Annotated in this window: 21 protein-coding genes and 1 tRNA gene; 12 read left to right on the top strand and 10 right to left on the bottom strand. The window is 60.3% G+C overall.

Annotation, left to right across the window (positions count from 1 at the left end; genetic code table 11):
- Nucleotides 1-53: 53 nt before the first annotated feature.
- Nucleotides 54-737: a lipoprotein-releasing ABC transporter ATP-binding protein LolD gene (gene lolD, locus BLR20_RS00510; RefSeq protein WP_172452211.1), complete on the bottom strand. Its 684-nt coding sequence runs from the start codon at nucleotides 735-737 to the stop codon at nucleotides 54-56.
- A 7-nt stretch (nucleotides 738-744) separates the two neighbouring features.
- A complete protein-coding gene (locus BLR20_RS00505) occupies nucleotides 745-1,995 on the bottom strand; it encodes a lipoprotein-releasing ABC transporter permease subunit (RefSeq protein ID WP_010426776.1) in 1,251 nt (416 codons plus the stop codon).
- Between the two features lie 102 nt (nucleotides 1,996-2,097).
- Between BLR20_RS00505 and BLR20_RS00500 the strand changes: the two genes are divergently transcribed.
- Both BLR20_RS00500 and BLR20_RS00495 read left to right on the top strand, forming a co-directional pair.
- Entirely contained in the window at nucleotides 2,098-2,685 is a 588-nt protein-coding gene (locus BLR20_RS00500; RefSeq protein ID WP_054993702.1) for a PilZ domain-containing protein, read from the top strand.
- Nucleotides 2,686-2,729: 44 nt separating this feature from the next.
- A complete protein-coding gene (locus BLR20_RS00495; protein WP_054993703.1) occupies nucleotides 2,730-3,452 on the top strand; it encodes a glycerophosphodiester phosphodiesterase in 723 nt (240 codons plus the stop codon).
- A gap of 42 nt (nucleotides 3,453-3,494) precedes the next feature.
- On the opposite strand, the gene sthA is transcribed toward BLR20_RS00495, so the two are convergent.
- Entirely contained in the window at nucleotides 3,495-4,889 is a 1,395-nt protein-coding gene (gene sthA, locus BLR20_RS00490) for a Si-specific NAD(P)(+) transhydrogenase (RefSeq protein WP_032611438.1), read from the bottom strand.
- A gap of 165 nt (nucleotides 4,890-5,054) precedes the next feature.
- A complete protein-coding gene (locus BLR20_RS00485; protein WP_025990766.1) occupies nucleotides 5,055-6,038 on the bottom strand; it encodes an FAD:protein FMN transferase in 984 nt (327 codons plus the stop codon).
- Between the two features lie 421 nt (nucleotides 6,039-6,459).
- Between BLR20_RS00485 and tcuC the strand changes: the two genes are divergently transcribed.
- Nucleotides 6,460-7,752 (top strand): MFS transporter, encoded by a 1,293-nt coding sequence (tcuC, locus tag BLR20_RS00480; RefSeq protein WP_054993704.1) that lies wholly within the window; start codon nucleotides 6,460-6,462, stop codon nucleotides 7,750-7,752.
- 65 nt (nucleotides 7,753-7,817) lie between these two features.
- On the opposite strand, the gene BLR20_RS00475 is transcribed toward tcuC, so the two are convergent.
- Together BLR20_RS00475 and BLR20_RS00470 are read right to left on the bottom strand one after the other, a co-directional pair.
- Complete coding sequence (locus BLR20_RS00475) at nucleotides 7,818-9,080, bottom strand: MFS transporter (RefSeq protein ID WP_054993705.1); 1,263 nt, start codon at nucleotides 9,078-9,080, stop codon at nucleotides 7,818-7,820.
- Nucleotides 9,081-9,226: 146 nt separating this feature from the next.
- Nucleotides 9,227-10,690, bottom strand: a complete 1,464-nt coding sequence (locus BLR20_RS00470) for a glyceraldehyde-3-phosphate dehydrogenase (RefSeq protein WP_054993706.1) — start codon at nucleotides 10,688-10,690, stop codon at nucleotides 9,227-9,229.
- Nucleotides 10,691-10,880: 190 nt separating this feature from the next.
- Here BLR20_RS00470 and mfd point away from each other — a divergent pair, with 190 nt between their 5' ends.
- The 3 genes from mfd to BLR20_RS00455 all read left to right on the top strand — a co-directional run bounded on the left by mfd (nucleotide 10,881) and on the right by BLR20_RS00455 (nucleotide 17,689).
- Nucleotides 10,881-14,333: a transcription-repair coupling factor gene (gene mfd / locus BLR20_RS00465; RefSeq protein ID WP_010426766.1), complete on the top strand. Its 3,453-nt coding sequence runs from the start codon at nucleotides 10,881-10,883 to the stop codon at nucleotides 14,331-14,333.
- An 11-nt stretch (nucleotides 14,334-14,344) separates the two neighbouring features.
- On the top strand, nucleotides 14,345-14,869 hold the full coding sequence (locus BLR20_RS00460; RefSeq protein ID WP_010426763.1) for a CsiV family protein: 525 nt from the start codon (nucleotides 14,345-14,347) through the stop codon (nucleotides 14,867-14,869).
- Between the two features lie 75 nt (nucleotides 14,870-14,944).
- Nucleotides 14,945-17,689 (top strand): DEAD/DEAH box helicase, encoded by a 2,745-nt coding sequence (locus tag BLR20_RS00455; protein ID WP_032611433.1) that lies wholly within the window; start codon nucleotides 14,945-14,947, stop codon nucleotides 17,687-17,689.
- Between the two features lie 13 nt (nucleotides 17,690-17,702).
- Here BLR20_RS00455 and BLR20_RS00450 read toward each other — a convergent pair whose 3' ends face one another.
- A complete protein-coding gene (locus tag BLR20_RS00450; protein ID WP_054993707.1) occupies nucleotides 17,703-18,269 on the bottom strand; it encodes a cysteine hydrolase family protein in 567 nt (188 codons plus the stop codon).
- 113 nt (nucleotides 18,270-18,382) lie between these two features.
- Between BLR20_RS00450 and BLR20_RS00445 the strand changes: the two genes are divergently transcribed.
- The 5 genes from BLR20_RS00445 to BLR20_RS00425 all read left to right on the top strand — a co-directional run bounded on the left by BLR20_RS00445 (nucleotide 18,383) and on the right by BLR20_RS00425 (nucleotide 23,036).
- The gene (locus tag BLR20_RS00445) at nucleotides 18,383-19,132 is read left to right on the top strand and encodes a 3-oxoacyl-ACP reductase family protein (RefSeq protein ID WP_010426757.1); all 750 of its coding nucleotides are present in this window, start codon (nucleotides 18,383-18,385) and stop codon (nucleotides 19,130-19,132) included.
- 178 nt (nucleotides 19,133-19,310) lie between these two features.
- Nucleotides 19,311-19,400, top strand: a tRNA-Ser gene (locus tag BLR20_RS00440).
- A 284-nt stretch (nucleotides 19,401-19,684) separates the two neighbouring features.
- Nucleotides 19,685-20,611 carry a ribokinase gene (gene rbsK / locus BLR20_RS00435; protein WP_054993708.1) on the top strand — a complete coding sequence of 309 codons (927 nt, stop codon included), beginning with the start codon at nucleotides 19,685-19,687 and terminating at the stop codon, nucleotides 20,609-20,611.
- Nucleotides 20,612-20,640: 29 nt separating this feature from the next.
- On the top strand, nucleotides 20,641-21,972 hold the full coding sequence (gene fucP, locus BLR20_RS00430; RefSeq protein ID WP_054993709.1) for an L-fucose:H+ symporter permease: 1,332 nt from the start codon (nucleotides 20,641-20,643) through the stop codon (nucleotides 21,970-21,972).
- Entirely contained in the window at nucleotides 21,969-23,036 is a 1,068-nt protein-coding gene (locus BLR20_RS00425) for an aldose 1-epimerase family protein (RefSeq protein ID WP_054993710.1), read from the top strand. Before fucP ends, BLR20_RS00425 begins: the two co-directional genes overlap by 4 nt.
- A 5-nt stretch (nucleotides 23,037-23,041) precedes the next feature.
- Here the strand turns inward: BLR20_RS00425 and deoR are convergent, their stop codons facing one another.
- On the bottom strand, nucleotides 23,042-23,806 hold the full coding sequence (deoR, locus tag BLR20_RS00420) for a DNA-binding transcriptional repressor DeoR (RefSeq protein ID WP_032611499.1): 765 nt from the start codon (nucleotides 23,804-23,806) through the stop codon (nucleotides 23,042-23,044).
- 108 nt (nucleotides 23,807-23,914) lie between these two features.
- Here deoR and deoC point away from each other — a divergent pair, with 108 nt between their 5' ends.
- Nucleotides 23,915-24,595 (top strand): deoxyribose-phosphate aldolase, encoded by a 681-nt coding sequence (gene deoC / locus BLR20_RS00415; protein WP_054993711.1) that lies wholly within the window; start codon nucleotides 23,915-23,917, stop codon nucleotides 24,593-24,595.
- A gap of 33 nt (nucleotides 24,596-24,628) precedes the next feature.
- On the opposite strand, the gene BLR20_RS00410 is transcribed toward deoC, so the two are convergent.
- Nucleotides 24,629-24,877, bottom strand: coding sequence for a hypothetical protein (locus BLR20_RS00410; protein WP_017278918.1), 249 nt, complete (start codon nucleotides 24,875-24,877; stop codon nucleotides 24,629-24,631).
- 514 nt (nucleotides 24,878-25,391) lie between these two features.
- The gene (locus BLR20_RS00405) at nucleotides 25,392-25,745 is read right to left on the bottom strand and encodes a CPCC family cysteine-rich protein (protein ID WP_074594262.1); all 354 of its coding nucleotides are present in this window, start codon (nucleotides 25,743-25,745) and stop codon (nucleotides 25,392-25,394) included.
- Between the last annotated feature and the right edge of the window lie 113 nt (nucleotides 25,746-25,858).

The raw sequence follows: 25,858 nt of genomic DNA, 5'->3' as shown, positions 1-25,858 counted from the left end.
ACACCGTATAAAAACTGGAACCCGACGCGATGAATTGCGCCGGGCCGGGTCGATCAGGCCTCGACGAGGCGGCCGTCTTCCAGACGCAGGACACGGTCCATTTGCCGGGCCAGACTCATGTCGTGAGTCACGATCAGAAACGCCGTGCGCGATGATGTGCTCAATTCACGCATCAGGTCCTGAATGCCCTGCGCCGTGTGGTGATCGAGGTTACCGGTTGGCTCGTCAAGCATCACCAGACCCGGCTGATTGATCAAGGCACGGGCAATCGCCACACGCTGACGCTCGCCACCGGAAAGCTCCGACGGCTTGTGGGCCAGACGATGACCGAGGCCGACACGCTCCAGCAATGCGGTGGAACGCTTGCGGGCTTCGGGGATCGGCGTGCGGCCGATCAACAAAGGCATGCAGACGTTTTCAAGCGCGGTGAATTCGGGCAGCAGGTGGTGGAACTGGTAGACGAAACCCAACGCCCGGTTACGCAACAGGCCGCGAGCCTTTTCGCCCAGCGCCGACAACTCTTCACCTGCCAGCCAGACACTGCCTTCGGACGGCGTGTCCAGCCCGCCCAGCAGGTTGAGCAAGGTACTTTTGCCCGACCCCGAACTGCCGACGATCGCGACACGCTCGCCAGGGTGCAACTCCAGCTGCAGACCGGACAACACCACCACGGACTCCGGGCCTTCCTCGTAGGATTTACCCAGGTTGCGGCAACTCAATACTGCTTTATCAGACATGCCCGACTCACTCATAACGTAACGCCTCCGCCGGCTGGGTGCGCGCAGCACGCCAGGCGGGATACAGGGTGGCGAGGAAACTCAGGACCAACGCCGCACCGCAGACCTGGAACACGTCCTGGGCCATCAGTTGCGAAGGCAGGTAATCAATGAAGTAGACGTCGGCATTGAGAAACTTGTGGCCGATCAGCCCTTCGAGTGCAGAAATGGCAGCACTGACATTGAGCGCCGCGAGAATACCCAGTGCCGCGCCGATCAGCGTACCGACCACGCCGATCACCGTACCCTGGACCATGAATATCGCCATGATCTGTCGCGGGGTAGCGCCCAGAGTACGCAGAATGGCAATGTCGCCCTTCTTGTCATTGACCACCATCACCAGCGTGGAAATGATGTTGAAGGCCGCCACCGCCACGATCAGCAGCAGCAACAGACCGATCATGGCTTTTTCCATGCGGATGGCCTGGTACAGGTTGCCGTGGGTGCGCGTCCAGTCACGCGAGTAGAAATTGTTTTCGCCCAGCTTCTGCGCGATTTCCCACGAGGTACGGGGCGCCGCGAACAGATCGTCGAACTTGAGACGCAGCCCCTGCACCTGATTGGGCTTCCAGCGGTGCAGGCGACCCAGGTCATCCAGGTTGGTCAGCCCCAGGAAACCGTCGATTTCGCCAGCGCCGACGTGAAAGATGCCGGTCACTTCGAAACGTTTCATGCGTGGGAACATCCCGGCTGGCGTCACCGTCACCTCGGGGGCGACGAAAGTCAGCTTGTCACCGATGCCGACGCCCAGCTTGGCCGCAGCCTTGTCGCCGATCATGATGCCGAAGCTGCCGGGCGACAGGCTGTCGAGCCGGCCCTGCTTGATGAAGTGGTCAATGATCGAGACCTTGCGCTCTTCAGTCGGGTCTATACCGTTGAGCAGCACTTTCTGCACCTTGCCGTCGTGGGTCAGCAAGCCCTGCATCTGGGTGAACGGCGCAACGGCCAGCACCTGCGGGTTTTCCTGAACCTTCGCAGCCAGACCGCGCCAGTCGGTGATCGGATCAGCGGATTCGATGGTCGCGTGCGGCACCATGCCGAGCACGCGGGTACGCATTTCGTGATCGAAACCATTCATCACCGATAACACGACTATCATGACCACAACGCCCAGGGCGAGGCCGATCATGGAGGTCAGGGAGATGAAGGAAACAAAATGATTGCGTCGCTTCGCACGGGTGTAGCGCGTGCCGATAAATACAAAAAGAGGTCTGAACATGTAGGAATTTGTTCGCAGGAATGAGGACGTCCGTGTGGCGGGCCTTGACGTGCAGCTTTACACTCGAAACTCTCTGACCACCGCCGCTAGCTTGGGTTCGCCATGTCGACATTAGATGAAGCAGGACGCCGCGAATACTACCGTATCGACGACAGCGTCGCACTGGAAATTAACCCCCTGTCTGCCGCCGACCAGGCAAGCCAGGATGCCATGCAGGACACCTCGACGCTGTTCGACCTGCTCAGCGAGCTGCACGTCAGCGAGTTCGAGTCGCAGCATTTGATGCGCCAGCTCGACGAGCGCGACCGCGTACTGAACAGTTTTCTCAAGTCGCTGAGCAAGCGCATCGACTTGCTGGGCGAAGTGGTTGCCCACACCGCACTGGGCAAGCTGGGTGCTCCCCAGCCGGTCAAACTGTCCGAAGGCGGGCTTCAGTTCAATTCGCAACAGGCTTTTGCAGTCGGCGAACAGCTGTCGATCAAGATGGTGCTCATGCCCCAGGCCGCAGGTTTGATGCTGCGCGCCAGGGTCTGCCAGTGCGACACGCTGGCAGACGGCAATTTCGATATCAGTACCGAGTTCGTCAATCTCCCGGACGCCCAGCGCCAGCTACTCGCCCGCCACGTGTTGCAGCGTCAGGCTCAGCAGCGACGTCAGGCGCTGGAACAGGGCCAGCCATCCGGAAATTGAACGCCCGGCCCCTTTATCACTATCAGTAGCAGCCAGGAGTAAACGTGACCCTTATCTACGGCCACCGCGGCGCCAAGGGCGAAGCACCGGAAAACACCCTGACCAGCTTTCAGGAATGCCTCAAGCACGGCGTGCGCCGCTGTGAACTGGACCTGCATCTTTCAAAGGATGGAGAGTTGATGGTCATTCATGACCCGACCCTAAAGCGCACCACCGACCGACGCGGCAAGGTCAATGAACACCTGGCGGCCGATCTGGTGACGTATGACGCACGCAACGGTGGCCCTGGCTGGGTCTCGCCGTGCCCGATTCCACGCCTGGACGAACTCTTCGAACAATGCGATTTCGAGCACTGGCAGCTGGAAGTCAAAAGCGCCTCACGCACTCGCGCCGCCAATACCGTGCTGGCGATTCGTGAAATGGCTCAGCGCCATGGCGTGCTGGACAAGGTGACGATCACCTCCAGCTCTCGCGAAGTGCTGCGCGCCGCGCTGGACCTGACGCCGGACATCTCGCGCGGGCTGGTAGCCGAGTACGCCTGGCTCGACCCATTGAAGGTCGCCCAGAGCTACGGCTGTGAAATTCTGGCATTGAACTGGACACTGTGTACCCCGGAGCGTCTGCAGAAAGCGCAGCGTCAGGGCCTGCATGTGTCGGTATGGACAGTCAACGAGCCTGCACTGATGCGCAGGCTCGCTGATTTCGGCGTCGACAGCCTGATTACAGACTTTCCCGGTTTGGCCACCGCCACGCTCGGGAATCACTGAAATCGGTCTCCCCGGCCGGCTCAGGCCACCGGCCGGAGTCGCTTAAAAAAGCCGGTTGAGGCCGTCGTATGCAGCTACCCGATAGGCTTCGGCCATGGTCGGGTAGTTGAACGTGGTGTTGACGAAGTACTTCATGGTGTTCGCTTCACCCGGCTGGCTCATGATTGCCTGACCGATGTGCACGATCTCGGACGCCTGATCACCGAAGCAATGCACACCCAGCACCTCGAGCGTCTCGCGGTGGAACAGGATCTTCAGCATCCCGACCCGCTCCCCGGAAATCTGCGCACGCGCCATGCCCTTGAAGAATGCCTTGCCCACTTCGTAAGGCACCTTGGCCTGAGTCAGTTCGTGTTCGTTCTTGCCGATCGAGCTGATCTCGGGAATGGTGTAGATCCCGGTCGGCACATCGTTGACATATCGCCAGCTGCCATTGTCGACCATGCTGCCCGCTGCCGAACGACCCTGGTCGTAAGCAGCACTGGCCAGGCTTGGCCAACCAATCACGTCGCCTGCCCCATAGACGTTGGAAACGCTGGTGCGGTAGGTCTCGTCCACCTCGATCTGACCACGGCCATTGGCCTTCAGCCCGATGTTCTCGAGGCCCAGCTTGTCGGTGTTGCCGGTACGGCCGTTGCACCACAGCAAGGCATCCGCCTTGATCTTCTTGCCGGACTTGAGGTGCAGGATAACGCCGTTATCCAGACCCTCGACCTTCTCGTATTCCTCGTTGTGGCGGACCATCACGTTGTTGTTGCTGAAGTGATAGCTCAGCGCCTGGGAAATTTCCGAATCCAGGAAACTCAGCAACTGGTCACGGTTATCCACCAGTTCAACCAGCACGCCAAGGCCACTGAAGATCGAGGCGTATTCGCAGCCGATCACACCGGCACCATAAATGATCAGCTTGCGCGGGGTATGGCCCAGGCTGAGGATGGTGTCGCTGTCGTAGATGCGCTTGTGACTGAAATCGATATCGGCCGGCCGATAAGGGCGCGAGCCGGTGGCGATGATGATCTGGTTGGCCACCAGCTTTTCCACCACACCGTTGGTGCAGACCACGTTGACGCTGGTCTCGTCGGCAAAACTGCCGGTACCGAAGAACACGTCGACGCGGTTGCGGGCGTAGTAACTGGTGCGCGAGGCCACTTGCTTGGAGATGACCATTTCGGCGTTTTTCAACACATCCGGAAACGAAAACCAGCGCGGCTCGCCGATGGCACGAAACATGGGATTGGTGTTGAACTGAATGATCTGCTTGACCGAGTGACGCAGGGCCTTGGACGGAATGGTGCCCAAATGGGTGCAGTTGCCGCCCACCTGCCGACGGCTGTCGACCATGGCGACCTTGCGCCCCGCCTTGGCGGCGTTCATTGCCGCGCCTTCTCCGGCAGGGCCGGAACCCAGTACCACTACGTCGTAGTTGTAGACAGCCATGCGTACTCCTTTAAACAGACCGAGGCGCCACTTTGGCATCTCTGGCTAAATCACGCGGCGCAGTCTAGCGCTGCACCGAGGCGGCGAACATTAACCCTTGGTCGCGTCGAAGGCCAATTTTTGTCAGCACGTGGTGCCAGTGACCGGATAATCCGGCCCGCTGACTTAACGCGGCTGCTCCACAACCAGACGATCGAACGACGCATTGCTGCGGATGATAAAGCGCTTATCGGCACGAATCACAAAAAAAGCAGGGATTTTATGTTCTTGCGCATAATTCCAGCCGCGCTGAGGGCCGAGAATCAACAGCAGGGAGGACAGGCCGTCAGCCATCAGCGCCGAGGGATGAATGACCGTCACCGACGCCAGACTGTGGCTGATCGGCTTGCCGGTCAAGGCATCGAGCGTATCGGAAATGCGCCACCCGTCATGGTCGATGTAGCGCCGAAAATCGCCCGACGTAGAAACGGCGTAGCCCTCGAGCGGAAAGACTTTTTGCGTGACATTGCCATCATCGAGCGGCGCGTCCAGGGTCACCCGCCAGGGCGAGCCGTCGGGCTTGAGCCCGCTGACTTTAAGCTCACCCGTGGCCTGCACCAGATAATCGTGCAAACCGAATGCGTCCATCCGTTCGCTGATGCGATCCACCGCATAGCCGGCGGCGATGCTGTTGAGGTCCACCTGCACGGCGGCGCTCTTGCACAACCGGTCACCGACGATGCGCAGGTTGCGATAACCGACCAGCGCTTGAGTCCGGGCCAGCTGCCGCACCAGCGGCATCCGCTCGAACAGCGTATGAGGCCCCAAACCCCACAGGTCCATCAACGGCTTGACGGTCAGATCGAAGGCTCCGTCACTCTCCTGCGCCAGCTGTTCGCCCACGCCGATCATTTTCAAGACCGGCTCCGGCATCACCTGGCAGCTATTGGCAGGCAATGCATTGAAGCGTTCGATATCCGAATCCGTGCGCCAGAGCGACATCTGCTGATCGACCTCGGCCAGAATCGCTTCAACCTGGGGACGCACAGCCGCAGGCTCAGGCTGCCCGGAAGCGCGCACATACACCACGGAATAATGGCTGCCCATGGTGGGGCCGCCAAAGCTTTCCAGCTTGCGCTCCTGACCACAACCGCCGCACACCAGCAACACGAGGCACCCTGCAAAATTGCCAAATCTACGCAAACACACGCCCCGCACTATAAAAACCCTTCAGAGTGACTTGCTGCCCTTGGCGAACAAGACAGAAAAGCGTCCATAACCTGCCCTGACACACAGTGAATCGCCCCGATACGAGGCCGACCGGCATATTGAGTAGCCGAAGGCGACTTATGATCCCTGCGTGGCATGCCTGTTCATCAGGTTTCATCAAATCGACGCACCGCACGATCCTCATCGCCTGTACCTGTCAAGCGTCAGTTAACTGATAGCAAATCGCCGAAACGGTTGTCTTTGAGCCCTGTTACACATACTGTTACAAATGTGCATCGCCAGTTGCACACACGAAATGGCGATGCAAACGGGATAAAAACGACAACGGACTCCAAGCCGACGAGCCTGAGCGAGTAACTAAATGGCCTCCACAACAAGTAAGGGCAAAGCGATCTTTCGCGTTGTCAGCGGTAACTTCCTCGAGATGTTCGATTTCATGGTCTATGGCTTCTACGCCACGGCCATCGCAAAAACCTTCTTCCCTTCCGACAGCGCTTTCGCTTCGTTGATGCTGTCGCTGGCGACCTTCGGCGCAGGCTTCCTGATGCGCCCTCTGGGCGCGATCTTTCTGGGTGCCTACATCGACCGTCACGGACGTCGCAAAGGGCTGATTATCACCCTCGCGATGATGGCAATGGGCACTCTGTTGATTGCCTGCGTGCCGGGCTACGCCACCTTGGGTGTCATCGCACCCCTGCTGGTACTGCTCGGTCGTTTGCTGCAAGGCTTCTCGGCAGGTGTGGAACTGGGCGGCGTTTCGGTGTATCTGGCTGAAATCTCGACACCGGGCCGCAAAGGCTTCTTCGTCAGCTGGCAGTCCGCCAGCCAACAGGCCGCCGTGGTCTTCGCCGGCTTGCTGGGCGTGGGTCTGAACCACTGGCTGAGCCCGGAGCAGATGGGCGAATGGGGCTGGCGCGTGCCGTTCCTGATCGGCTGCCTGATCGTCCCGGCGATCTTCATCATCCGTCGCTCGCTGGAAGAGTCACCGGAGTTCGAAGCGCGCACGCATCGTCCGACGCTGCGTGAAGTGGTGCGCTCCATCGGCCAGAACTTCGGTCTGGTGCTGGGCGGCATGGCGCTGGTGGTGATGACCACCGTGTCGTTCTACCTGATCACCGCCTACACCCCGACCTTCGGCAAGAACGAACTGAACCTGACCGACCTTGAAAGTCTGTTGGTGACTGTCTGCGTGGGCGTGTCCAACTTTATCTGGCTGCCGATCATGGGTTCGTTCTCCGATCGCATTGGCCGCAAGCCGCTGCTGATTGCCGCGACCGTACTGGCCATCGCCACGGCGTACCCTGCGCTGTCGTGGCTGGTCGCACACCCGAGCTTCGGCAATCTGCTGATGGTCGAGCTGTGGTTCTCGTTCCTGTACGGCTCCTACAATGGCGCGATGGTCGTGGCGCTGACCGAGATCATGCCGGTCGAAGTCCGCACCACGGGTTTCTCGCTGGCCTACAGCTTGGCGACTGCAACCTTCGGTGGTTTTACCCCGGCGGCCTGTACTTACCTGATTCACGTACTGGATAACAAGGCAGCGCCAGGCATCTGGCTGACCGGCGCAGCAGTGCTGGGCCTGGTGGCCACACTGGTGCTGTTCCGCAAGGGCGGGAAAAAGCTTGAAGCGCCTGTGGCGGCTTCCGCCAGCTGATTGATCGCTGCATCGTAAAACCCAAACCCCGGCTCGAGAGTCTCTCTGCCGGGGTTTTGCGTTTTTCAGACCTTGCGTTTCCAGGGCCGGAAACCGAGCCAGAGCAGAATGCCCGGCAATTGCAGGGCAATCATCAACCCCATCGACCACTGCCAAGCCTCGGGTGGATGCCCTGCCCCCTCCGCGACTGGCCACAGATTCAGGACACCGCCCATCAGCCACTGGAGGAAAAACGCCAGTACGAACACCACCAGGTTGAACGACGAACTCACCCTGCCCGCCAGCTGCGGCGAGACCGATTGCGCGACGATGGCGTAGTTCATGGTGGTCGAAGTGCCGAAGAAGCTGAAGCCCATGGCAATCAGATAAGGCGATACGGGCAAGCCGCTGACCATCAGCATCTGAAAGCCGACAAAGATCACCATACCGGTGCCGCAGATCATGATTGGCTGTACGCCGAACCTGCGCAGGTAATCGGTGATCGTGCCGAACGTCAGGGACCCCGCCACCATCGCGATAGCGCCGAACAACAGCACATTGGCCATCCCGGAATCGCTCAAGCCCGCCATATCGCGTAGCCACGGCCCCATCCACAGTGACAGGACCGACATGTAGATGGCATGTGCGAACACCGAGTACAGCGCCAGACGCCAGAACGTCCATGACGAGTACAGCTTGCCGACAGCGGCAAACATATCGGCGTAGCGAGTGTTTTTGCTCTCGTAGGTCCTGGGAACGCTGAGGTGTATGACCACCGCCACACAAAAGGTCAGCAGCGCCAGAACCAGAAACGCTTCTCGCCAGGTCAACCAGCTCAGCAGTGTATGCAAAGGCGTGGTCGACGCCATCGCACCAAGGCCACCGATAGACAACAGGCAGGCGGTACTCAGTGGCAAACGCTCGACCGGCAACCAGATGGCACACGCCTTGATCGCACTCATCAGCGAACCCGCCACCCCCAGGCCAATCAGCCCACGCCCGATCAACAACCCTGTCTCGGTGCTGGAAATACTGAAGATCACCGCACCGGCGACTGCAAACAACAGCATCGGCGCCTGGACACTACGCGGCCCGTAGCGGTCCAGCAGAACGCCGAGCGGAATCTGTGCGGCGGCGAAGGTCAGAAAATACACGCCAGTCAACAACCCCAGACTGCTCGCAGGCAAACTCAGGTCGGCCTGCAGGTCGACGTAGATCACTGCGTTGACGGTGCGAAACAGGTACGAAACGAAATGCCCCAGCCCGAAGGGGATGAAGATCGTCAGAAACAGAAAGAAGAAGCTGCTTTTGAGGGGATGTTGCGAACTGTCCAGAGCCGAACTGCTCATCCTTGATACTCCATCGTCCAGAAAATCTGCGCGTGACAGACTCTCACGGTCAGCCATAAAACAAAACGGGCCGAAGCCTGCCTGCGCAGGGTTCGGCCCGTTTATCTGCTGCCCCGGTCAGACCGGGCAGCTCAAGCGTTCAACGTTTACTGCGGGAAGGCTGGCGGATTGACGTCTGCCATGTCTTCCATCACGCGAACCACCTGATGGCTGTAACCGAATTCGTTGTCGTACCAGACGTACAGAACAACGCGGTTGTCGTTGACGATAGTGGCTTCGGCATCAACGACACCGGCGTGACGCGAGCCGACGAAGTCAGTGGAGACCACTTCCTGCGAGTTCACGAAGTCGATCTGCTTGTGCAGATCCGAGTGCAGCGCCATGTAGCGCAGGTACTCGTTCATTTCTTCGCGAGTGGTCTGCTTCTCGAGGTTGAGGTTAAGAATGGCCATGGACACGTTCGGCGTCGGCACGCGGATCGCGTTGCCGGTCAGCTTGCCGGCCAGCTCAGGCAATGCCTTGGCAGCAGCGGTGGCCGCACCGGTTTCGGTGATGACCATGTTCAACGCAGCACTGCGACCACGACGGTCGCCCTTGTGGAAGTTGTCGATCAGGTTCTGGTCGTTGGTGTACGAGTGAACCGTTTCGACGTGACCGTTGGCGATGCCGAACTTGTCGTTGACTGCCTTGAGCACCGGCACGATGGCGTTGGTGGTGCAGGATGCCGCCGAGACGATCTTGTCGTCCGCGGTGATTTCACCGTGGTTGATACCGTGCACGATGTTCTTCAGCTTGCCCTTGCCCGGCGCGGTCAGCACCACGCGGTCGATGCCCGGGCAGGCCAGATGCTGACCCAGACCCTCGGCATCACGCCATACACCGGTGTTGTCCACCAGCAGAGCGTCCTTGATACCGTACTGGGTGTAATCCACCTCGGACGGGTTCTTGGCGTAGATCACCTGAATCAGGTTGCCGTTGGCGGTGAGCGTGCTGTTGGCTTCGTCGATGGTGATGGTGCCATCGAACGGACCGTGAACCGAGTCACGGCGCAGCAGGCTGGCGCGCTTGACCAGATCGTTTTCCGCGCCCTTGCGGACCACGATGGCGCGCAGACGCAGGCCGTCGCCACCACCGGTCTTCTCGATCAGGATCCGCGCCAGCAGGCGACCGATACGACCGAAACCGTACAGCACGACATCGGTGCCCTTGCGTGGGCTGGTGCCCTGCTGACCCACTACACTGGCCAGTTCTTCACGAACGAACTGCTCTGGCGTGCGGCCATTGCCTTCGGTCTTGAACTTCACGGCCAGCTTGCCAAGGTCCACCGAAGCGGCACCCAGCTTGAGCTCGCTCATCGCTTTGATCAGCGGGAACGTCTCGTGTACGGACAACTCAACCGCATCGGACTGACGATGACGCGCAAAGCGGTGAGCTTTGAGAATCGCGATGACTGAACGGTTGATCAGGCTACGGCCATAGATCGAGCTCACCACATTATTATTGCGGTAGAGCTGACCGATGAGCGGGATCATCGCTTCGGCGAGAGCTTCACGATCAATCCATTCACCAAGACACTGGTCGGGCTTCTGAGTCACGGGAACCTTCCACATGTAGGGGCTGAAAAAAGGGGCTACATTATGACCGCGCCTTTGTTTATGAGCAATGCACGGCTGTCATATCGACGCGCACTACATAATTTTCGCCCGTAAACACGTGGCAATACTCCGGAAAACTGACAGCCACCACCTTCCCCCGTTACAATCGCCGCCCCTGTTGCAACGCCTGGAGCCCGACCTTCCCGTGCCAGTTCTGCGTCTACCGCATCTTTCTGCCGCTGCAGGCAAACAACACTGGGGCAATCTTCCCGGTGCCACACTGAGCCTGGCCATTGCCGAAGCCGCCAGCGCGGCCAAGCGCTTCACCCTGCTCCTGACCGCCGACAGCCAAAGCGCCGAGCGGCTCGAGCAAGAGCTGAAGTTTTTTGCCCCCACGCTGCCGGTTCTGCACTTCCCGGACTGGGAAACCCTGCCCTACGATCTGTTTTCGCCGCACCAGGACATCATTTCGCAGCGCATTGCCAGCCTTTATCGCCTGCCGGAACTGGAACATGGCGTTTTGGTAGTCCCCATCACGACCGCCCTACACAGGCTGGCGCCGACCAAATTTCTGCTCGGCAGCAGCCTGGTGCTGGATGTCGGCCAGAAGCTCGATGTGGAAGCCATGCGTACGCGCCTGGAAGCCAGCGGCTACCGGTATGTGGACACGGTCTACGAACACGGCGAGTTCACCGTGCGCGGGGCGCTGATCGATCTGTTCCCGATGGGCAGCAAGCTGCCGTTTCGTATCGACCTGTTCGACGATGAAATCGAAACGCTGCGCACCTTCGATCCGGACACCCAGCGCTCCATCGACAAAGTCGAGTCGGTACGCCTGTTGCCTGCCCGTGAATTCCCGTTGCAGAAAGAAGAAGTCACGCGCTTCAAGGCGCGCTTTCGCGAGCGCTTCGACGTGGACTTCCGGCGCAGCCCGATTTTCCAGGACTTGAGCAGCGGCATCACGCCTGCCGGCATCGAGTACTACATCCCGCTGTTCTTCGAAGAAACCTCGACGCTGTTCGATTACCTGCCGCAGGACACCCAGGTGTTTTCCCTGCCGGGCATCGAACAGGCTGCAGAGAACTTCTGGAACGACGTGCGCAACCGCTATGAAGAACGCCGCGTCGACCCTGCCCGGCCGCTGCTGCCGCCAGCAGAATTGTTTCTACCGGTGGAAGACTGCTTCGCACGCCTGAAAAACTGGCCGCGCGTGGTCGCCAGCCAGCAGGATGTCGACGCCGGTGCCGGACGCGAGCGTTTTCCCGCACAGTCCCTGCCGGACCTGTCCATCGAAGCCAAGGCTACTCAACCACTGGCGGCCCTGTCGAAGTTTCTGGATGACTTCCCCGGGCGCGTGCTGTTCACCGCCGAGTCCGCCGGACGCCGGGAAGTGCTGCTGGAGCTGCTCGAACGTCTCAAGCTGCGCCCCAAAACCGTCGACAGCTGGCTGGACTTCGTCGACGGCAAGGACCGGCTGGCGATCACCATCGCACCGCTTGACGAAGGCCTGCTGCTGGAGCAACCGGCCCTGGCGCTGATCGCAGAAAGCCCGCTGTTCGGCCAGCGCGTCATGCAACGCCGTCGCCGCGAAAAGCGCACTGATGGCGGCAACAACGACGCAGTCATCAAGAACCTCACCGAGCTGCGCGAAGGCGCGCCGGTGGTGCACATCGACCATGGCGTAGGTCGTTACCTCGGGCTCGCGACGCTGGAAGTCGAAAACCAGGTTGCCGAATTCCTGATGCTGGCCTACGCCGAAGACGCCAAGCTGTACGTCCCGGTCGCCAACCTGCACCTGATTGCCCGTTACACCGGCAGCGACGACGAAACGGCGCCGCTGCATCGCCTGGGCTCGGAAACCTGGCAGAAAGCCAAGCGCAAGGCTGCCGAGCAAGTCCGTGACGTGGCGGCTGAACTGCTGGATATCTACGCGCGTCGCGCAGCCCGCGAAGGCTATGCATTTGCCGACCCGAAAGCCGATTACGCGACCTTCAGCGCAGGCTTCCCGTTCGAAGAGACACCGGATCAGCAGACCACCATCGATGCCGTGCGCGCCGACATGCTGGCGCCCAAGCCGATGGATCGCCTGGTCTGTGGCGACGTGGGCTTCGGCAAGACCGAAGTGGCCATGCGCGCTGCCTTCATCGCCGTGCATGGCGGGCGTCAGGTGGCCATTCTGGTGCCGACCACCCTGCTCGCCCAGCAGCACTACAACAGCTTCCGCGACCGTTTCGCCGACTGGCCGGTGACCGTCGAAGTGATGAGCCGCTTCAAGTCGGCCAAGGAAGTCAACGCCGCGGTTGCCGATCTGGCCGAAGGCAAGATCGACATCGTCATCGGCACGCACAAGCTGTTGCAGGATGACGTCAAGATCAAGAACCTCGGCCTGGTGATCATCGACGAAGAACACCGGTTTGGCGTGCGCCAGAAAGAACAGCTCAAGGCGCTGCGCAGCGAGGTCGATATTCTGACCCTGACCGCAACGCCGATCCCGCGAACCCTGAACATGGCCGTGTCTGGCATGCGCGACCTGTCGATCATCGCGACGCCGCCGGCGCGCAGGCTGTCGGTGCGCACCTTCGTGATGGAGCAGAACAAGCCGACCATCAAGGAAGCCCTGCTGCGCGAGCTGTTGCGCGGCGGCCAGGTCTATTACCTACACAACGACGTCAAGACCATCGAGAAATGCGCTGCCGATCTGGCCGAGCTGGTGCCGGAAGCACGTATCGGCATCGGCCACGGGCAGATGCGCGAGCGCGAACTCGAACAGGTGATGAGCGACTTCTACCACAAGCGCTTCAATGTGCTGATCGCCTCGACCATCATCGAGACCGGCATCGACGTACCGAGCGCCAACACCATCATCATCGAGCGCGCCGACAAGTTCGGTCTGGCCCAGCTGCACCAGTTGCGCGGGCGCGTCGGGCGCAGTCACCACCAGGCCTACGCCTACCTGCTGACCCCGCCACGCAAACAGATCACCCACGACGCCGAAAAGCGCCTGGAAGCGATTGCCAACACCCAGGACCTGGGCGCGGGCTTCGTGCTCGCCACCAACGACCTGGAGATCCGTGGCGCAGGCGAACTGCTCGGGGACGGCCAGAGCGGCCAGATCCAGGCGGTGGGCTTCACCCTGTATATGGAAATGCTCGAGCGCGCGGTGAAGTCGATTCGCAAGGGCGAGCAGCCCAATCTCGATCAGCCACTGGGCGGCGGACCGGAAATCAACCTGCGCGTGCCGGCATTGATCCCCGAAGCCTACCTGCCGGATGTGCACACGCGCCTGATTCTCTACAAGCGCATTGCCAACGCCGCTGACGAAGAGGCCCTCAAGGACCTGCAGGTCGAAATGATCGACCGCTTCGGCCTGCTTCCGGAACCGACCAAAAATCTGGTGCGTATCACGCTGCTCAAATTGCACGCCGAGCAGCTGGGCATCAGGAAAATCGACGGTGGCCCGCAAGGTGGCCGTATCGAATTCGCGGCCGAGACCCCGGTTGATCCACTGACCCTGATCAAGCTGATCCAGAGCCAGCCCAACCGCTACAAGTTCGAAGGCGCCACGCTGTTCAAATTCATGGTTCCCATGGAGCGCCCGGAAGAGCGCTTCAACACGATCGAAGCGCTGCTTGAGCGCCTGACCCCGAAAACTGCTTGAAGGATTCACGCATGCTTCTGTTTCGTTCATTGATCCTGCTGCTGACGCTGATCGCGCCAACCGCGTTCGCCGACGGCCTGTATCAGGTCGAGATTCTGCTGTTTCGCCAGAACGGCGAACCTGCCTCGACCCGCCAGCTTGTACCGGAAAACTGGGACAAGGGCGCACAGAAGATCGACGCGAACGATGAACGAAGCCCCGCCCTCAATGATCTGGCGAGCAAACTGCAAGGCAGCGGCAACTATGAAGTGCTGATGCAGCGCGCCTGGCAGCAAAGCATCGGCACCGAGCCGGGCAAAGTCGCCATCACCAGTGGTGAAGAGCGGCTTGGGCATTTTCCGATCGAGGGCACCGTCAGTCTGGCGATGGCACGCTTCACCGATATTGGTGCACAATTCTGGGTCAACCAGCTGGACCCGCATGGCGTGGTCATCAGCAGTGAACGATTGAAGCAGACTGCCAGGGTAAAGAACGGTGAGCTGACCTATCTGGACAATGGCAACCTCGCGTTGCTGATCAAGGTTTCTCCTCTTTGATCTTTACGTACGCAAGGGACGCCCAGGCGTCCCCTTTCTTTTTGAGCATCGCTGCGGCGTAGGGCTTTTTAAAACTTGTCGTCCATTCTCGAAAAAGTCCTGGCTGCGGCCTGGACAGACTTATTCCACGAGCGAACGCTTGAGCGAGGGCGCGACTACGCCCGGCAAAAACGCATCGTGCTGGAAGACTCCAGCCCGCAGATCATCCGCACCGCCTGTCGGGGCTCGGGCCTGGAAATCTACACCCAGACGCTGCTGTTCAAGGACCCTGATCGCTACAAGAACTACCTGACCTGCAAATGCACCTGCCCGGTTCGCAACGATTGCAAACATTGCGTGGCCGCCCTGCTGTTTCTGCAGGACCCGCACAACCGTCCGCTGCTGCAGGCCGCACTGGCCTCGCACCAGCAAGAGCCGGAAAAGCCCATCGAGCAGAAGCCCAGATTGCCGGAGCGCCTGATCGATGATCTGCAGCCACGGCCCAGGCTGATTCTGGCCAGCATCGAATTCAGTGCCTACGAGCCGCGCAACGGACGCATGCAGCGGCACATTCAGCACCGTGCCGCGCTGGCCTTTGCCTACGGCAAGCATTATGCGGTCGGCACGACCAACGTGAGCATCCTGGTCAGTTCGCTGGGCAGCGATCTGGTGAATCAGAAAAGCGACATCATCGAACACACCGACACCGAAACCCTGCGCATCCGTCGTCAGGGCGAACGGGAGCGGCAGTTGCGTCAGGAACTGGCCGATCTGGGCTTCAAGGTCGCCACCCGGCAAAGCAAGGCGCTGCCCGACAGCGCCGGCGACATGTACGAACTGCCCAATGACAAGGCCTGGCTGCATTTTGTCCTCGACGACCTGCCGCGCCTGCGCGAGCAAGGCTGGGAAATCGACATTCAGGAAGAATTCGGCTTCGACGTCACGCCGGTGGAAGACTGGTACGCGGTCATCGACGAAGAGAACGAACGCGACTGGTTCGACCTGGAGCTGGGCATTATCGTCAACGGCGAGCGTCTGAGCCTGCTGCCGATCCTGATCAACCTGATCCGCAGCCATCCCGAACTCATGAGCCCGTCGGCCGTGGCCAAGCGCGGCGACGAAGAACAACTGCTGGTGCAGCTCAACCACTTCACGCAAAGCGGCGGCAGTCCGGTACAGATCGCCCTGCCCTATGGCCGGCTCAAGCCGGTACTGGCGACACTGGGTGACTTCTACTGGCGTCAGGAGGGCAACAACGCGCTGCGCATGAGCAAAGCCGATGCGGCGCGCCTTACCCAGCTCGAAGACCTGCCGCTGACCTGGCAGGGTGGCGACCGCCTGCGTCACTTTGCCGAACGCCTGATCAATATCAAGGACGCGCCGGTCAGCCTGCCCGATGGCCTGAACGCCACGCTGCGCCCGTATCAGCTGGAAGGCCTGAGCTGGATGCAGTCGCTGCGCGAGCTGGAAGTCGGCGGCGTGCTGGCCGACGACATGGGGCTGGGCAAGACCCTGCAGACCCTGGCCCACCTGCTGATGGAAAAACAGGCCGGACGCCTCGACCGCCCTGCGCTGGCGGTCATGCCGACCAGCCTGATCCCCAACTGGCTGGACGAGTCCGAGCACTTCACCCCGGACCTCAAGGTGCTGGCACTGTACGGCGCCAATCGCCATCAGGATGCAGGCAACCTTCAGGATTACGACCTGATCCTGACCACCTACGCGCTGTTGCCAAGGGACCTGGATCTGCTGGAAAAACAGCCCTTCCACGTGCTGATTCTCGATGAAGCGCAGTACATCAAGAACCCCAACAGCAAGGCCGCCCAGGCCGCACGCAACCTCAATGCCCGTCAGCGTCTGTGCCTGAGCGGCACGCCGCTGGAAAACCACCTGGGCGAGCTGTGGTCACTGTTTCACTTCCTGATGCCCGGCTGGCTGGGCAACAGCAAGGAATTCAACAGCAATTACCGCACTGCCATCGAAAAGCATGGCAACCAGGATCGCCTGCATCACCTCAATGCGCGTATCAAGCCGTTCCTGCTGCGTCGCACCAAGGAGCAGGTCGCGACCGAACTGCCGCCCAAGACCGAGATCATCCACTGGGTCGACCTCAACGACGCGCAGCGCGATGTGTACGAAACCGTGCGCCTGGCGATGGACAAAAAGGTCAGGGACGAAATCACCCGCAAAGGCGTGGCGCGCAGTCAGATCATCATTCTCGAAGCGCTGCTCAAGCTGCGTCAGGTCTGCTGCGACCTGCGCCTGGTCAATCAGGACATGCCGGTCAACAGCAAACAGGGCACCTCGGGCAAGCTCAACAGCCTGATGGAGATGTTCGAAGAACTGCTGGCCGAAGGTCGCAAGATTCTGTTGTTCTCACAGTTCACTTCGATGCTCAGCCTGATCGAGGAAGAACTCAAGCAACGCGGTATCGCCTACGCCCTGCTGACCGGCTCGACCCGCGATCGCCGCACGCCGATTCATGACTTCCAGAGCGGCAAACTGCCGATCTTCCTGATCAGCCTCAAAGCAGGCGGCACCGGCCTCAACCTGACCGCCGCCGATACGGTGATCCACTATGACCCGTGGTGGAACCCGGCAGCGGAAAATCAGGCGACCGACCGAGCGTACCGTATCGGCCAGGACAAGCCGGTGTTCGTCTACAAGATGATTGCGCGCGGCACCGTGGAAGAGAAAATCCAGCGCCTGCAGCGGGAAAAGTCAGCGCTGGCCTCGGGTGTGCTCGATGGACGCACAACCGGCGACTGGAAATTGCGCGACGAAGACCTGCAAGCGCTTTTCGCCCCTCTGCCCGCTGCACCAAAGAAAACCCGCAAGTAAGCCCGTCAGGCGCTTATTCGACAGCAACCTGCTGGAGAATCTGCGCCGTCGACAGGACCGTAGCGTACTCGCCATGCAGATTGGCCAGCGACATCGCGTGCACCTCTTCGGCACTGCGCGGCGTGCCGAAAAAGTCCTGTTGATCGAAGGTAAAACAGGCATCGTGCGCAACCAGCACGTCAAACCCCAGATTGCCGCCACTGCGCGCGGTGGACTCGATCGAGTTATTGGTGACCACACCGGCAATCACCAGTTGCCTGATCCCGTCGGAGCGTAACCACATTTCCAGAAAGGACCCGCAAAACGCGTCGGGCACCTGCTTGCTCAACTCACGCTCGTCGGCTTGCGGCACGAAAGCTGACTGGTATTCGACGCCTGACTGTTGCGGCCAGAACACTGATTCGGGTGATGTCGAGAAATGCCGGACGTGGATCACCGGCCGCCCGGATTGCCGCCAGGCGCCGAGCAGCGCGCTGATGTGGGTCTCGGCCAATGGGTTATTGCGCCGTCCGAGCTTGGGGTGATTGATACCCTCCTGCAGGTCGATCAGGATCAGCGCGCTGTTGTCTTGAATATCCATGATGAATCAGTCCGAACTTTTGGTTCAGGAAGACTATCGCAATCAAGGTCTATTCTGGTCGCAATCGTCGACAGGCCCAGGCTTGTCCGAGACCTGCCCCCAAGGAGAACATCATGATCGAACACCTTAAACTCACCGGCAAAGTAGCGCTCGTGCAGGGCGGCTCACGTGGCATCGGCGCGGCCATCGTCCAGCGCCTGGCCAAAGAAGGCGCAGCCGTGGCGTTTACCTACGTCAGCTCCGAGGTCAGCGCCCTGGAGATTCAGGACAGCATCAACGCCAATGGCGGCCGCGCATTGGCCATTCGCGCCGACAGTGCCGACGAAAAAGCCATCCGCCAGGCCGTACAGACCACTGCCGAGACCCTTGGCAGGCTGGATATCCTGGTCAATAACGCTGGCATTCTGGCCATTGCGCCGCTCAATGAATTCAGCATGCAGGATTTCGACAAGACCCTGGCCATCAACGTGCGCAGCGTCTTCATCGCCAGCCAGGAAGCCGCGCGACATATGGAAGAAGGCGGCCGCATCATCAACATCGGCAGCACCAACGCTGACCGCATGCCCTTTGCGGGCGGTGCCACGTACGCCATGAGCAAATCAGCGCTGATCGGTCTGACCAAAGGCATGGCGCGCGACCTCGGCCCGCAAGGCATCACCGTCAACAACGTCCAGCCCGGCCCGGTGGACACCGACATGAACCCGGCGCAGGGCGAATTCGCCGAGACCCTGAAAGCGCTGATGGCTCTGCCCCGCTACGGTACCAGCGAAGAAATCGCCAGCTTCGTCGCCTACCTCGCTGGCCCTGAAGCAGGCTACATCACCGGTGCCAGCCTGACCATCGATGGCGGCTTCAGCGCCTGACGCCTCCACCACAAGCGGCCCTTTGCCCAAGGGCCGCATCCCCCGCCAGGGCCCTTTACTGGCGAATAAGCGTTTATTTGCTTAAGCGCATGAAAAATCTGAAAAAAAGTTTTGCGTTAGGAAAAGCTTTCGACTACATTAGCGCGCCTCGGCAGACACAACGTTGTCGTCGAGATACGGTGAGGTGTCCGAGTGGCTTAAGGAGCACGCCTGGAAAGTGTGTATACAAGAAATTGTATCGAGGGTTCGAATCCCTCCTTCACCGCCATATTTGAAACACACAAAACCCCTGAATTCTTCAACGAATTCAGGGGTTTTGTGGTTTCCGGGGTCTGAAAAAATGGCCGTGGAATCAATTTTTCAGGGGCACGCCTCACGCGCGCGACACCCCTGCCTCCGATCCGAAACAGCCACCAAAACACCCTACAGGCGTTTTGATAGCGCACGCTCACATCAAAAAATAAAGATTGAATCCTCACAGAAAATGTTATTTAAATAACATAAATAAAAGCCGCCGAGGCATTCGTCGGCGCTGGTGAGGTCAAAATAACAATGAGCAAGATTGCAGTCATCGGCAGCAACATGGTCGATCTGATCACTTACATCGAACGCATGCCTGCTCAGGGCGAAACGCTCGAAGCACCGCGTTTTGCCATGGGGTGCGGCGGCAAGGGCGCCAATCAGGCCGCCGCCGCGGCGCTGCTGGGCGCCGACGTGCTGATGCTCAGCAAGGTCGGCGACGATGCTTTCGCCGATACCACCCTGGCCAATTTTCAACGGCTGGGCATTGATACGCGCTTCGTCGAACGGGTGCCGGGCGTGTCGAGCGGCGTCGCGCCGATCTTCGTCCAGGAGAACTCCCACAACAGCATCCTCATCGTCAAAGGCGCCAATGCCCACCTGAGCCCGGCCGATATCGACCGTGCCGAGGCGCAGCTGCGCGATTGCGCTTTGATTGTGCTGCAACTGGAAGTCGAGCTGGCGACCGTTTACCACGCCATCGCCTTCGCTCACCGGCATGCCATCCCGGTGCTGCTCAATCCGGCTCCGGCCTTGGCCAGCCTGAGCCGCGAGCATTTGGCGCAGCTGGATTTCCTGATCCCCAACGAGAGCGAGCTGGCACTGATCAGCGGCCAGCCGGTGACGTGCGCCGAGGAGGCAGCTCAGGCTGCACACCAACTGGTCGCGCTGGGCGTACGCCACGTCATCGTCACCCTGGGCGAACAAGGGGCGCTGTACGTCGGCGCCGAAGGCGAGTGGCAGGTGCCAGGGGTCAAGGTTCAGGCGCGTGACACCACCGGTGCCGGGGACGCCTTCATTGGCTGCTTCGCCCGGCACTGGAGCCAGGACGGCAATATCCGCCAAGCCATGCACCAGGCGGTGGCCTACTCCGCCTGCTCGGTCACTGGCCTCGGCACGCAATCCTCTTACCCCGATGCGCCCACGTTTGCGCGATTCCTCGATGCATCGGCCAGCTGACACTCACCAGCATTTCGCGGAGAACAATAATGAATAAGCCTGCGCTGCAACAAACCCCTGACGGGTTCTACCTGAACCGCACGCCGTGGTTCGCCTTCCTCCTGCTCTGCAGCATCTTCGCTCTTTGGGCGGCGGCCGCGAGCATGAACGACGTGCTGATCGCGCACTTCAAGAAGGCTTTCCTGCTCAGCGACTTCCAGACCGCTTTCGTCCAGTCGGCGTTCTACCTGGGCTACTTTTTCGTCGCCATCCCAGCAGCAATGGTAGTGCGCCGCTTCAGCTACAAGACCACCATCCTCATCGGGCTGATGCTGTACCTGTTCGGCTGCGCCCTGTTCTTTCCGGCAGCGTCGACCGCCAAGTACGGCATGTTCCTGATGGCGCTGTTCGTCATCGCCGCCGGTTTGTCGTTTCTCGAGACCGCATGCAACACCTATTCGACACTGATGGGCCCGCGGGAGACCGGCACACGGCGCCTGAACATCTCGCAGACCTTCCACCCCTTCGGCGCCATGACCGGGGTGTACGTCGGCAGCTTCGTGATGTTCAAGGACACCGACGCCACGCGCGAACAGTTGACCCAGATGAGCGCCAGCGATGCGGCGGCGCAGCAATTGCAGATGATCCAGTCGACCCTGCTGCCGTACAAATGGATGATCGCGGTACTCATATTGATGTTCATTCTGATCGCCATCACGCGCTTCCCCGCGTGCAAGGGCAACGGTACCGTCAGCGAACCGCGGGCGAGCATCGGCGAGAGCCTCGGCCGCCTGCGGCGCAATCCGCGCTTCTGCTTCGGTGTACTGGCGCAGTTCCTCTATGTGGGCGCGCAGGTCGGGGTGTGGAGCTTCACTATTCGCCTGGCCATGCAAATGGGCGGCATGAACGAGCGCAGTGCCTCGTGGTTCCTGCTGACCACCTTTGCTGCCTATTTTATCGGCAAGATGATCGCCAACCTGCTGATGCGCAAAATGCACCCGGCCAAGGTCCTGGCGGTGTATGGCGTGCTGTGCATCGTGCTGCTGGCCTACACCATCCTGGTGCCGAACATCACCGCGGTGTATGCCGCCGTGGGGGTCAGTGTGTTTCTCGGGCCTTGCTGGCCGACCATCTATGGTCTGACCATTGACGGGCTCGGCGAGGACACCGGCGTCGGTGGCTCGCTGCTGGTGATGAGCATCGTCGGCGGTGGCGTGATGCCGATCTTCCAGGGCCTGCTCAGCGATGCCAATGGCGGCAACATGCAGATTGCCTATAGCGTGCCGCTGCTGTGTTTCGTGGCCATCGTGATGTACGCAGTGCACTGCATGCGTCAGCCGCAACCAGTGCTGGGCGGCTCGGCCAAGGCGGTGGCGCAATGAGTAGCGAAGCGTTGCGCCTGCCGCTCTACCCACAGCTCTGGGACCAGAACAGCCGGCTGCTGCTCGAATCAGCAAATTTCAGCGTGCGTGCCTGGACCTACCCCAGCGGGGTCAAGGCCCTGTCACTGGAAAACAGCCGCGGCAAGCTGGTGGTCCTGCCCTGGCAGGGGCAAATGATCTGGTCGGCCGAATTCGACGGCGTTGATTTGACCATGCTCAATATGTTTACCCAGCCGCGGCCCAGTTCCAGCGTGATCGGCACCTACGGCTGTTTCATGTTTCACAGCGGCCTGCTGCGCAACGGTTGCCCGGGGCCCGAGGATGATCATGCGCTGCACGGCGAAATGCCCTGCGCGTCGATGGACGATGCCTGGCTGCAAGCAGGCGAAGACGAGCACGGCGCTTATCTGCGCCTCGGCGGCACCTGTGAATACGTGCAGGGCTTCGGCGACCATTACCGGGCCAGCCCGAGCGTGACCCTGCGCCCGGCCAGCGGGCTGTTCGAGATCGGCATGCAGGTGGTCAATCTGGCCGGCAAGGCCATGGACCTGATGTACATGGCGCACATGAACTACGCCTACGTGGACGGCGCCCGCCTCACCCAGCCCCTGGGCTGCGAGCGCACACGGGTGCGCGCCAGCGTGCCTGCCCATGTGCGGCCGACGCCGGCCTGGAGCGCCTATATCGCCGAACTCAGCCAGGACCCGACCGGCCTCGAGGTGCTCGACTCGCCCGCGCTGTATGACCCGGAGATCGTCTGCTTCTTCGACGACGTGCGCAGCGACGCTCAGGGACAGGCGCACTTCTTCCTTGATCATCCCGACGGCGCGGCGTTCTACACCCGCTACAGCCCGCGACAATTTGAGCATGCCGCGCGCTGGATCCTGCATAACACTGATCAGCAGGTGGCGGCCTTCATCTTGCCGGCCACCTGCGAACCGGAGGGCTACCGCGCCGAACTCGCCAAAGGCAACGTGCGCAGCCTCGCGCCCGGAGCCAGCGCCGAGTTCAGCGTGACCACCGGTTACCTGAACGCACCCGAACGCCGTGCGCTGCAACCGTGATGCTTCTAGAGCACAAGCTGCGCGCCGCCGGCCTCGATGGCCTCGCGGTAGCTACGCGGGATTTTCTTGTCGCTGACCACGCAATGGAAATCGCTCAAGGCACCGAAGTGCGCAGTGCGTACGGCGTCGAATTTGGAGTGATCGGCCAGCAGCAGGCTTTGCCGGGCCTGGCGCATGACCTTCTGCTTGACCTCCACCTCGTGGAAATTGAAACAGGTTACACCGCAGTCCAGGCTGACCCCGGCCGCCGAGACAAAGGCCCAGGTCAGGCGCACGCCATCGAGGATGCTGGTTTCGGCATGGCTCTCGAACACCTGGTTCTTGCGGTGGAACATGCCACCGCACAGGACGATGCTGCAGTTGGGTTTCTGCTGCAGCTTGAGCAGTACGTTGAGCGAGTTGCACACCGCGGTGAACTCCAGCTCGTCGGGGATGAAGTCGACCACGAAGGGGATCGTCGTGCCACAGTCGAAAAATACCGTGTCGCCGGGCCGGATGAAGGTGGCGGCCAGCTTGCCGATGCGGCGCTTCTCTTCGACATGGCGGGTGTCCTGCTCGCTGACCCGGTAATCCCCCGGTTCCGGATCATCATGGGCGCGAGTGATGTAGCCGCCCAGCAGCCGTAACTGCCCGGGGTGCCGGCTGAGGTCGCGGCGCAGGGTCATTTCGGACACATCGAGCAGCGCCGCCATCTCCCGCAGATGGATCGCTTTCTGATCTTGCAGAGCCTGTTGAATCTGTTTGATGCGGTCGGTTTTTTTGACGTCCATGGGCATCCCGGCAATCCGTTGGAGGTGTCGCTAGAGTAACACCAAGTGTTAATTTTTTAACTTATGGGTATCCACCCAAGTGTTTTTACTGATGACAGGAATCCCTTGATGAACTCGCTAGAACCCGCTGCACTGGCCCAGGCCATCGATCACACCTTGTTGGCGGCGGATGCCAGCCGGGCGCAGATTGCCACACTTTGCACCGAAGCCCGGGAACACGGCTTCTACTCGGTGTGCGTGAACTCCAGCCAGGTGCCTTTTGCCGCTCGACAACTGGCCGGCTCTGCCGTCAAGGTCTGTGCGGTGGTGGGCTTTCCGCTGGGTGCCGGACTGAGTGCCAGCAAGGCGTCGGAAGCAGCCCTGACGATCGCCGCCGGAGCTCAGGAAATCGACATGGTGCTGAACATCGGCTGGCTCAAGGACGGCCTGTTCGATGAGGTCCGCGACGATATCGCTGCGGTGCTGCAGGCCTGCGGCACGGTGCCGCTCAAGGTGATCCTGGAAACCTGCCTGCTCGATGAGGCGCAGAAGGTGCGCGCCTGCGAGATCTGCCGCGACTTGGGTGTGGCATTCGTCAAGACCTCCACCGGCTTCAGCCGCAGTGGCGCGACGCTCGAGGATGTGGCGCTGATGCGCCGTGTGGTCGGCCCTGACATCGGCGTCAAGGCGTCTGGCGGAGTGCGTGACGTGGCCACCGCCAGGGCGATGATCGAAGCCGGCGCCACACGCCTGGGCACAAGTTCCGGGATTGCGATCGTGACAGGCGCGGGTACCGGAGCAGGCTATTGAGTCTGCGGGCTTTGACAGCAAAGCCCGCTGCACTTAGCTCAGATCGATCACGCCGGTCATGGCCGTGAAATGGCTTTGCTTGTGCTGAACCTTGTCGAGAACCTGCGCAGGGGTCGACTCGCGGAAGACCACCATGTGCCCGACGTCCTTGCCGCCTTCGGTCACGCGTTCGATATCGTTGATCATCCAGGTGGTCAGCTCTTCGGCAGTAATGCCCAGTTCGGCCGCCACTCGCTGGTGAAGGCGCTCGGCGTCGTATTGATTGAGTTGATCGCTGTTCATGGGGGTAGCTCCTTAAGGGGGGGTTAAGTTCAGTCCCCGCGAGGGCTCGACAGTTCCAGTCGGGTTTCAGCGGGATGCGGACACTATGTTATTTCGGCTTTGCACCAGCCCCCCTACACTCCTCTAGGTATTTGCATATTTATCTTGTGCCGGAAGGCTTCAAAGAAGCTGTATGCCGAGAAAGCAATCAGCCCGGAGGCCATCACTTTTCAGAAGCTGATGGATCGTGTATGGATTGGCAATCCGTGGCATCAACGGCACGGGCTCGACGATCTTTTCAGCCTCGTCGTTAGATCAACAGCAAAATTCGAAGTAGAAAAAAGGTGCTCAGAAAACTGCGCAGCTATCTGGCCTGCCCTGTCCATCATCAACGCCTGATGGGCCGTTAGAGATCTAAACATAGCCGCCTTGGGTCGGTGGCTGGCTGCTGTGATTGGGCTGCTATCGGCCAAGAGCAGTCGTTTGGAATAGGCTGCTTCCGACCAATTTGGACTTAGTACGCCATTTTGCGCTGCTAGGTCCGCAGCCAATAGTAGAGGTCGTACTTCGACTTCATGTGTTGAGGATGCTGGTTGTCGGAGTCGGGATCTGGAATGGCGACTCGGCGAGTCCAGAGTGGGAACCACTCACCATCCCGCACATCGCTATCGCTAACCATTCGCACATTCTTCAACATGGTTCGCTCGCAGGCACCGAATTGGACGAAATTGACTTGCGCCTCGATCAAGCTACATCTATTCGGTCCATCCACCTGGTGAGGGTAATAGAGTTGGAACACGTCATCCTCCCAGAAACAAATTGGGCAAATATCGTATGACCCTGGGTGTTCCTCGAAGACTGCATATCCGCAGCATGGGCAGGTAAACATCAATCTTCACTTATGGGTGTCAGTCTATTCTTGGTCGATTTTAGCAACATGCTGAACGGCTGCAATGGGTCGATTCTGTTGAAAAATTCGGCTTGCCCAAAACGCTCGAATAT

The sequence above is a fragment of the Pseudomonas congelans genome (assembly GCF_900103225.1).
Classification (GTDB): domain Bacteria; phylum Pseudomonadota; class Gammaproteobacteria; order Pseudomonadales; family Pseudomonadaceae; genus Aquipseudomonas; species Aquipseudomonas congelans.
Note: the sequence above shows the minus strand (reverse complement) of the source record. Positions and strands in the feature narration are given on the sequence as shown.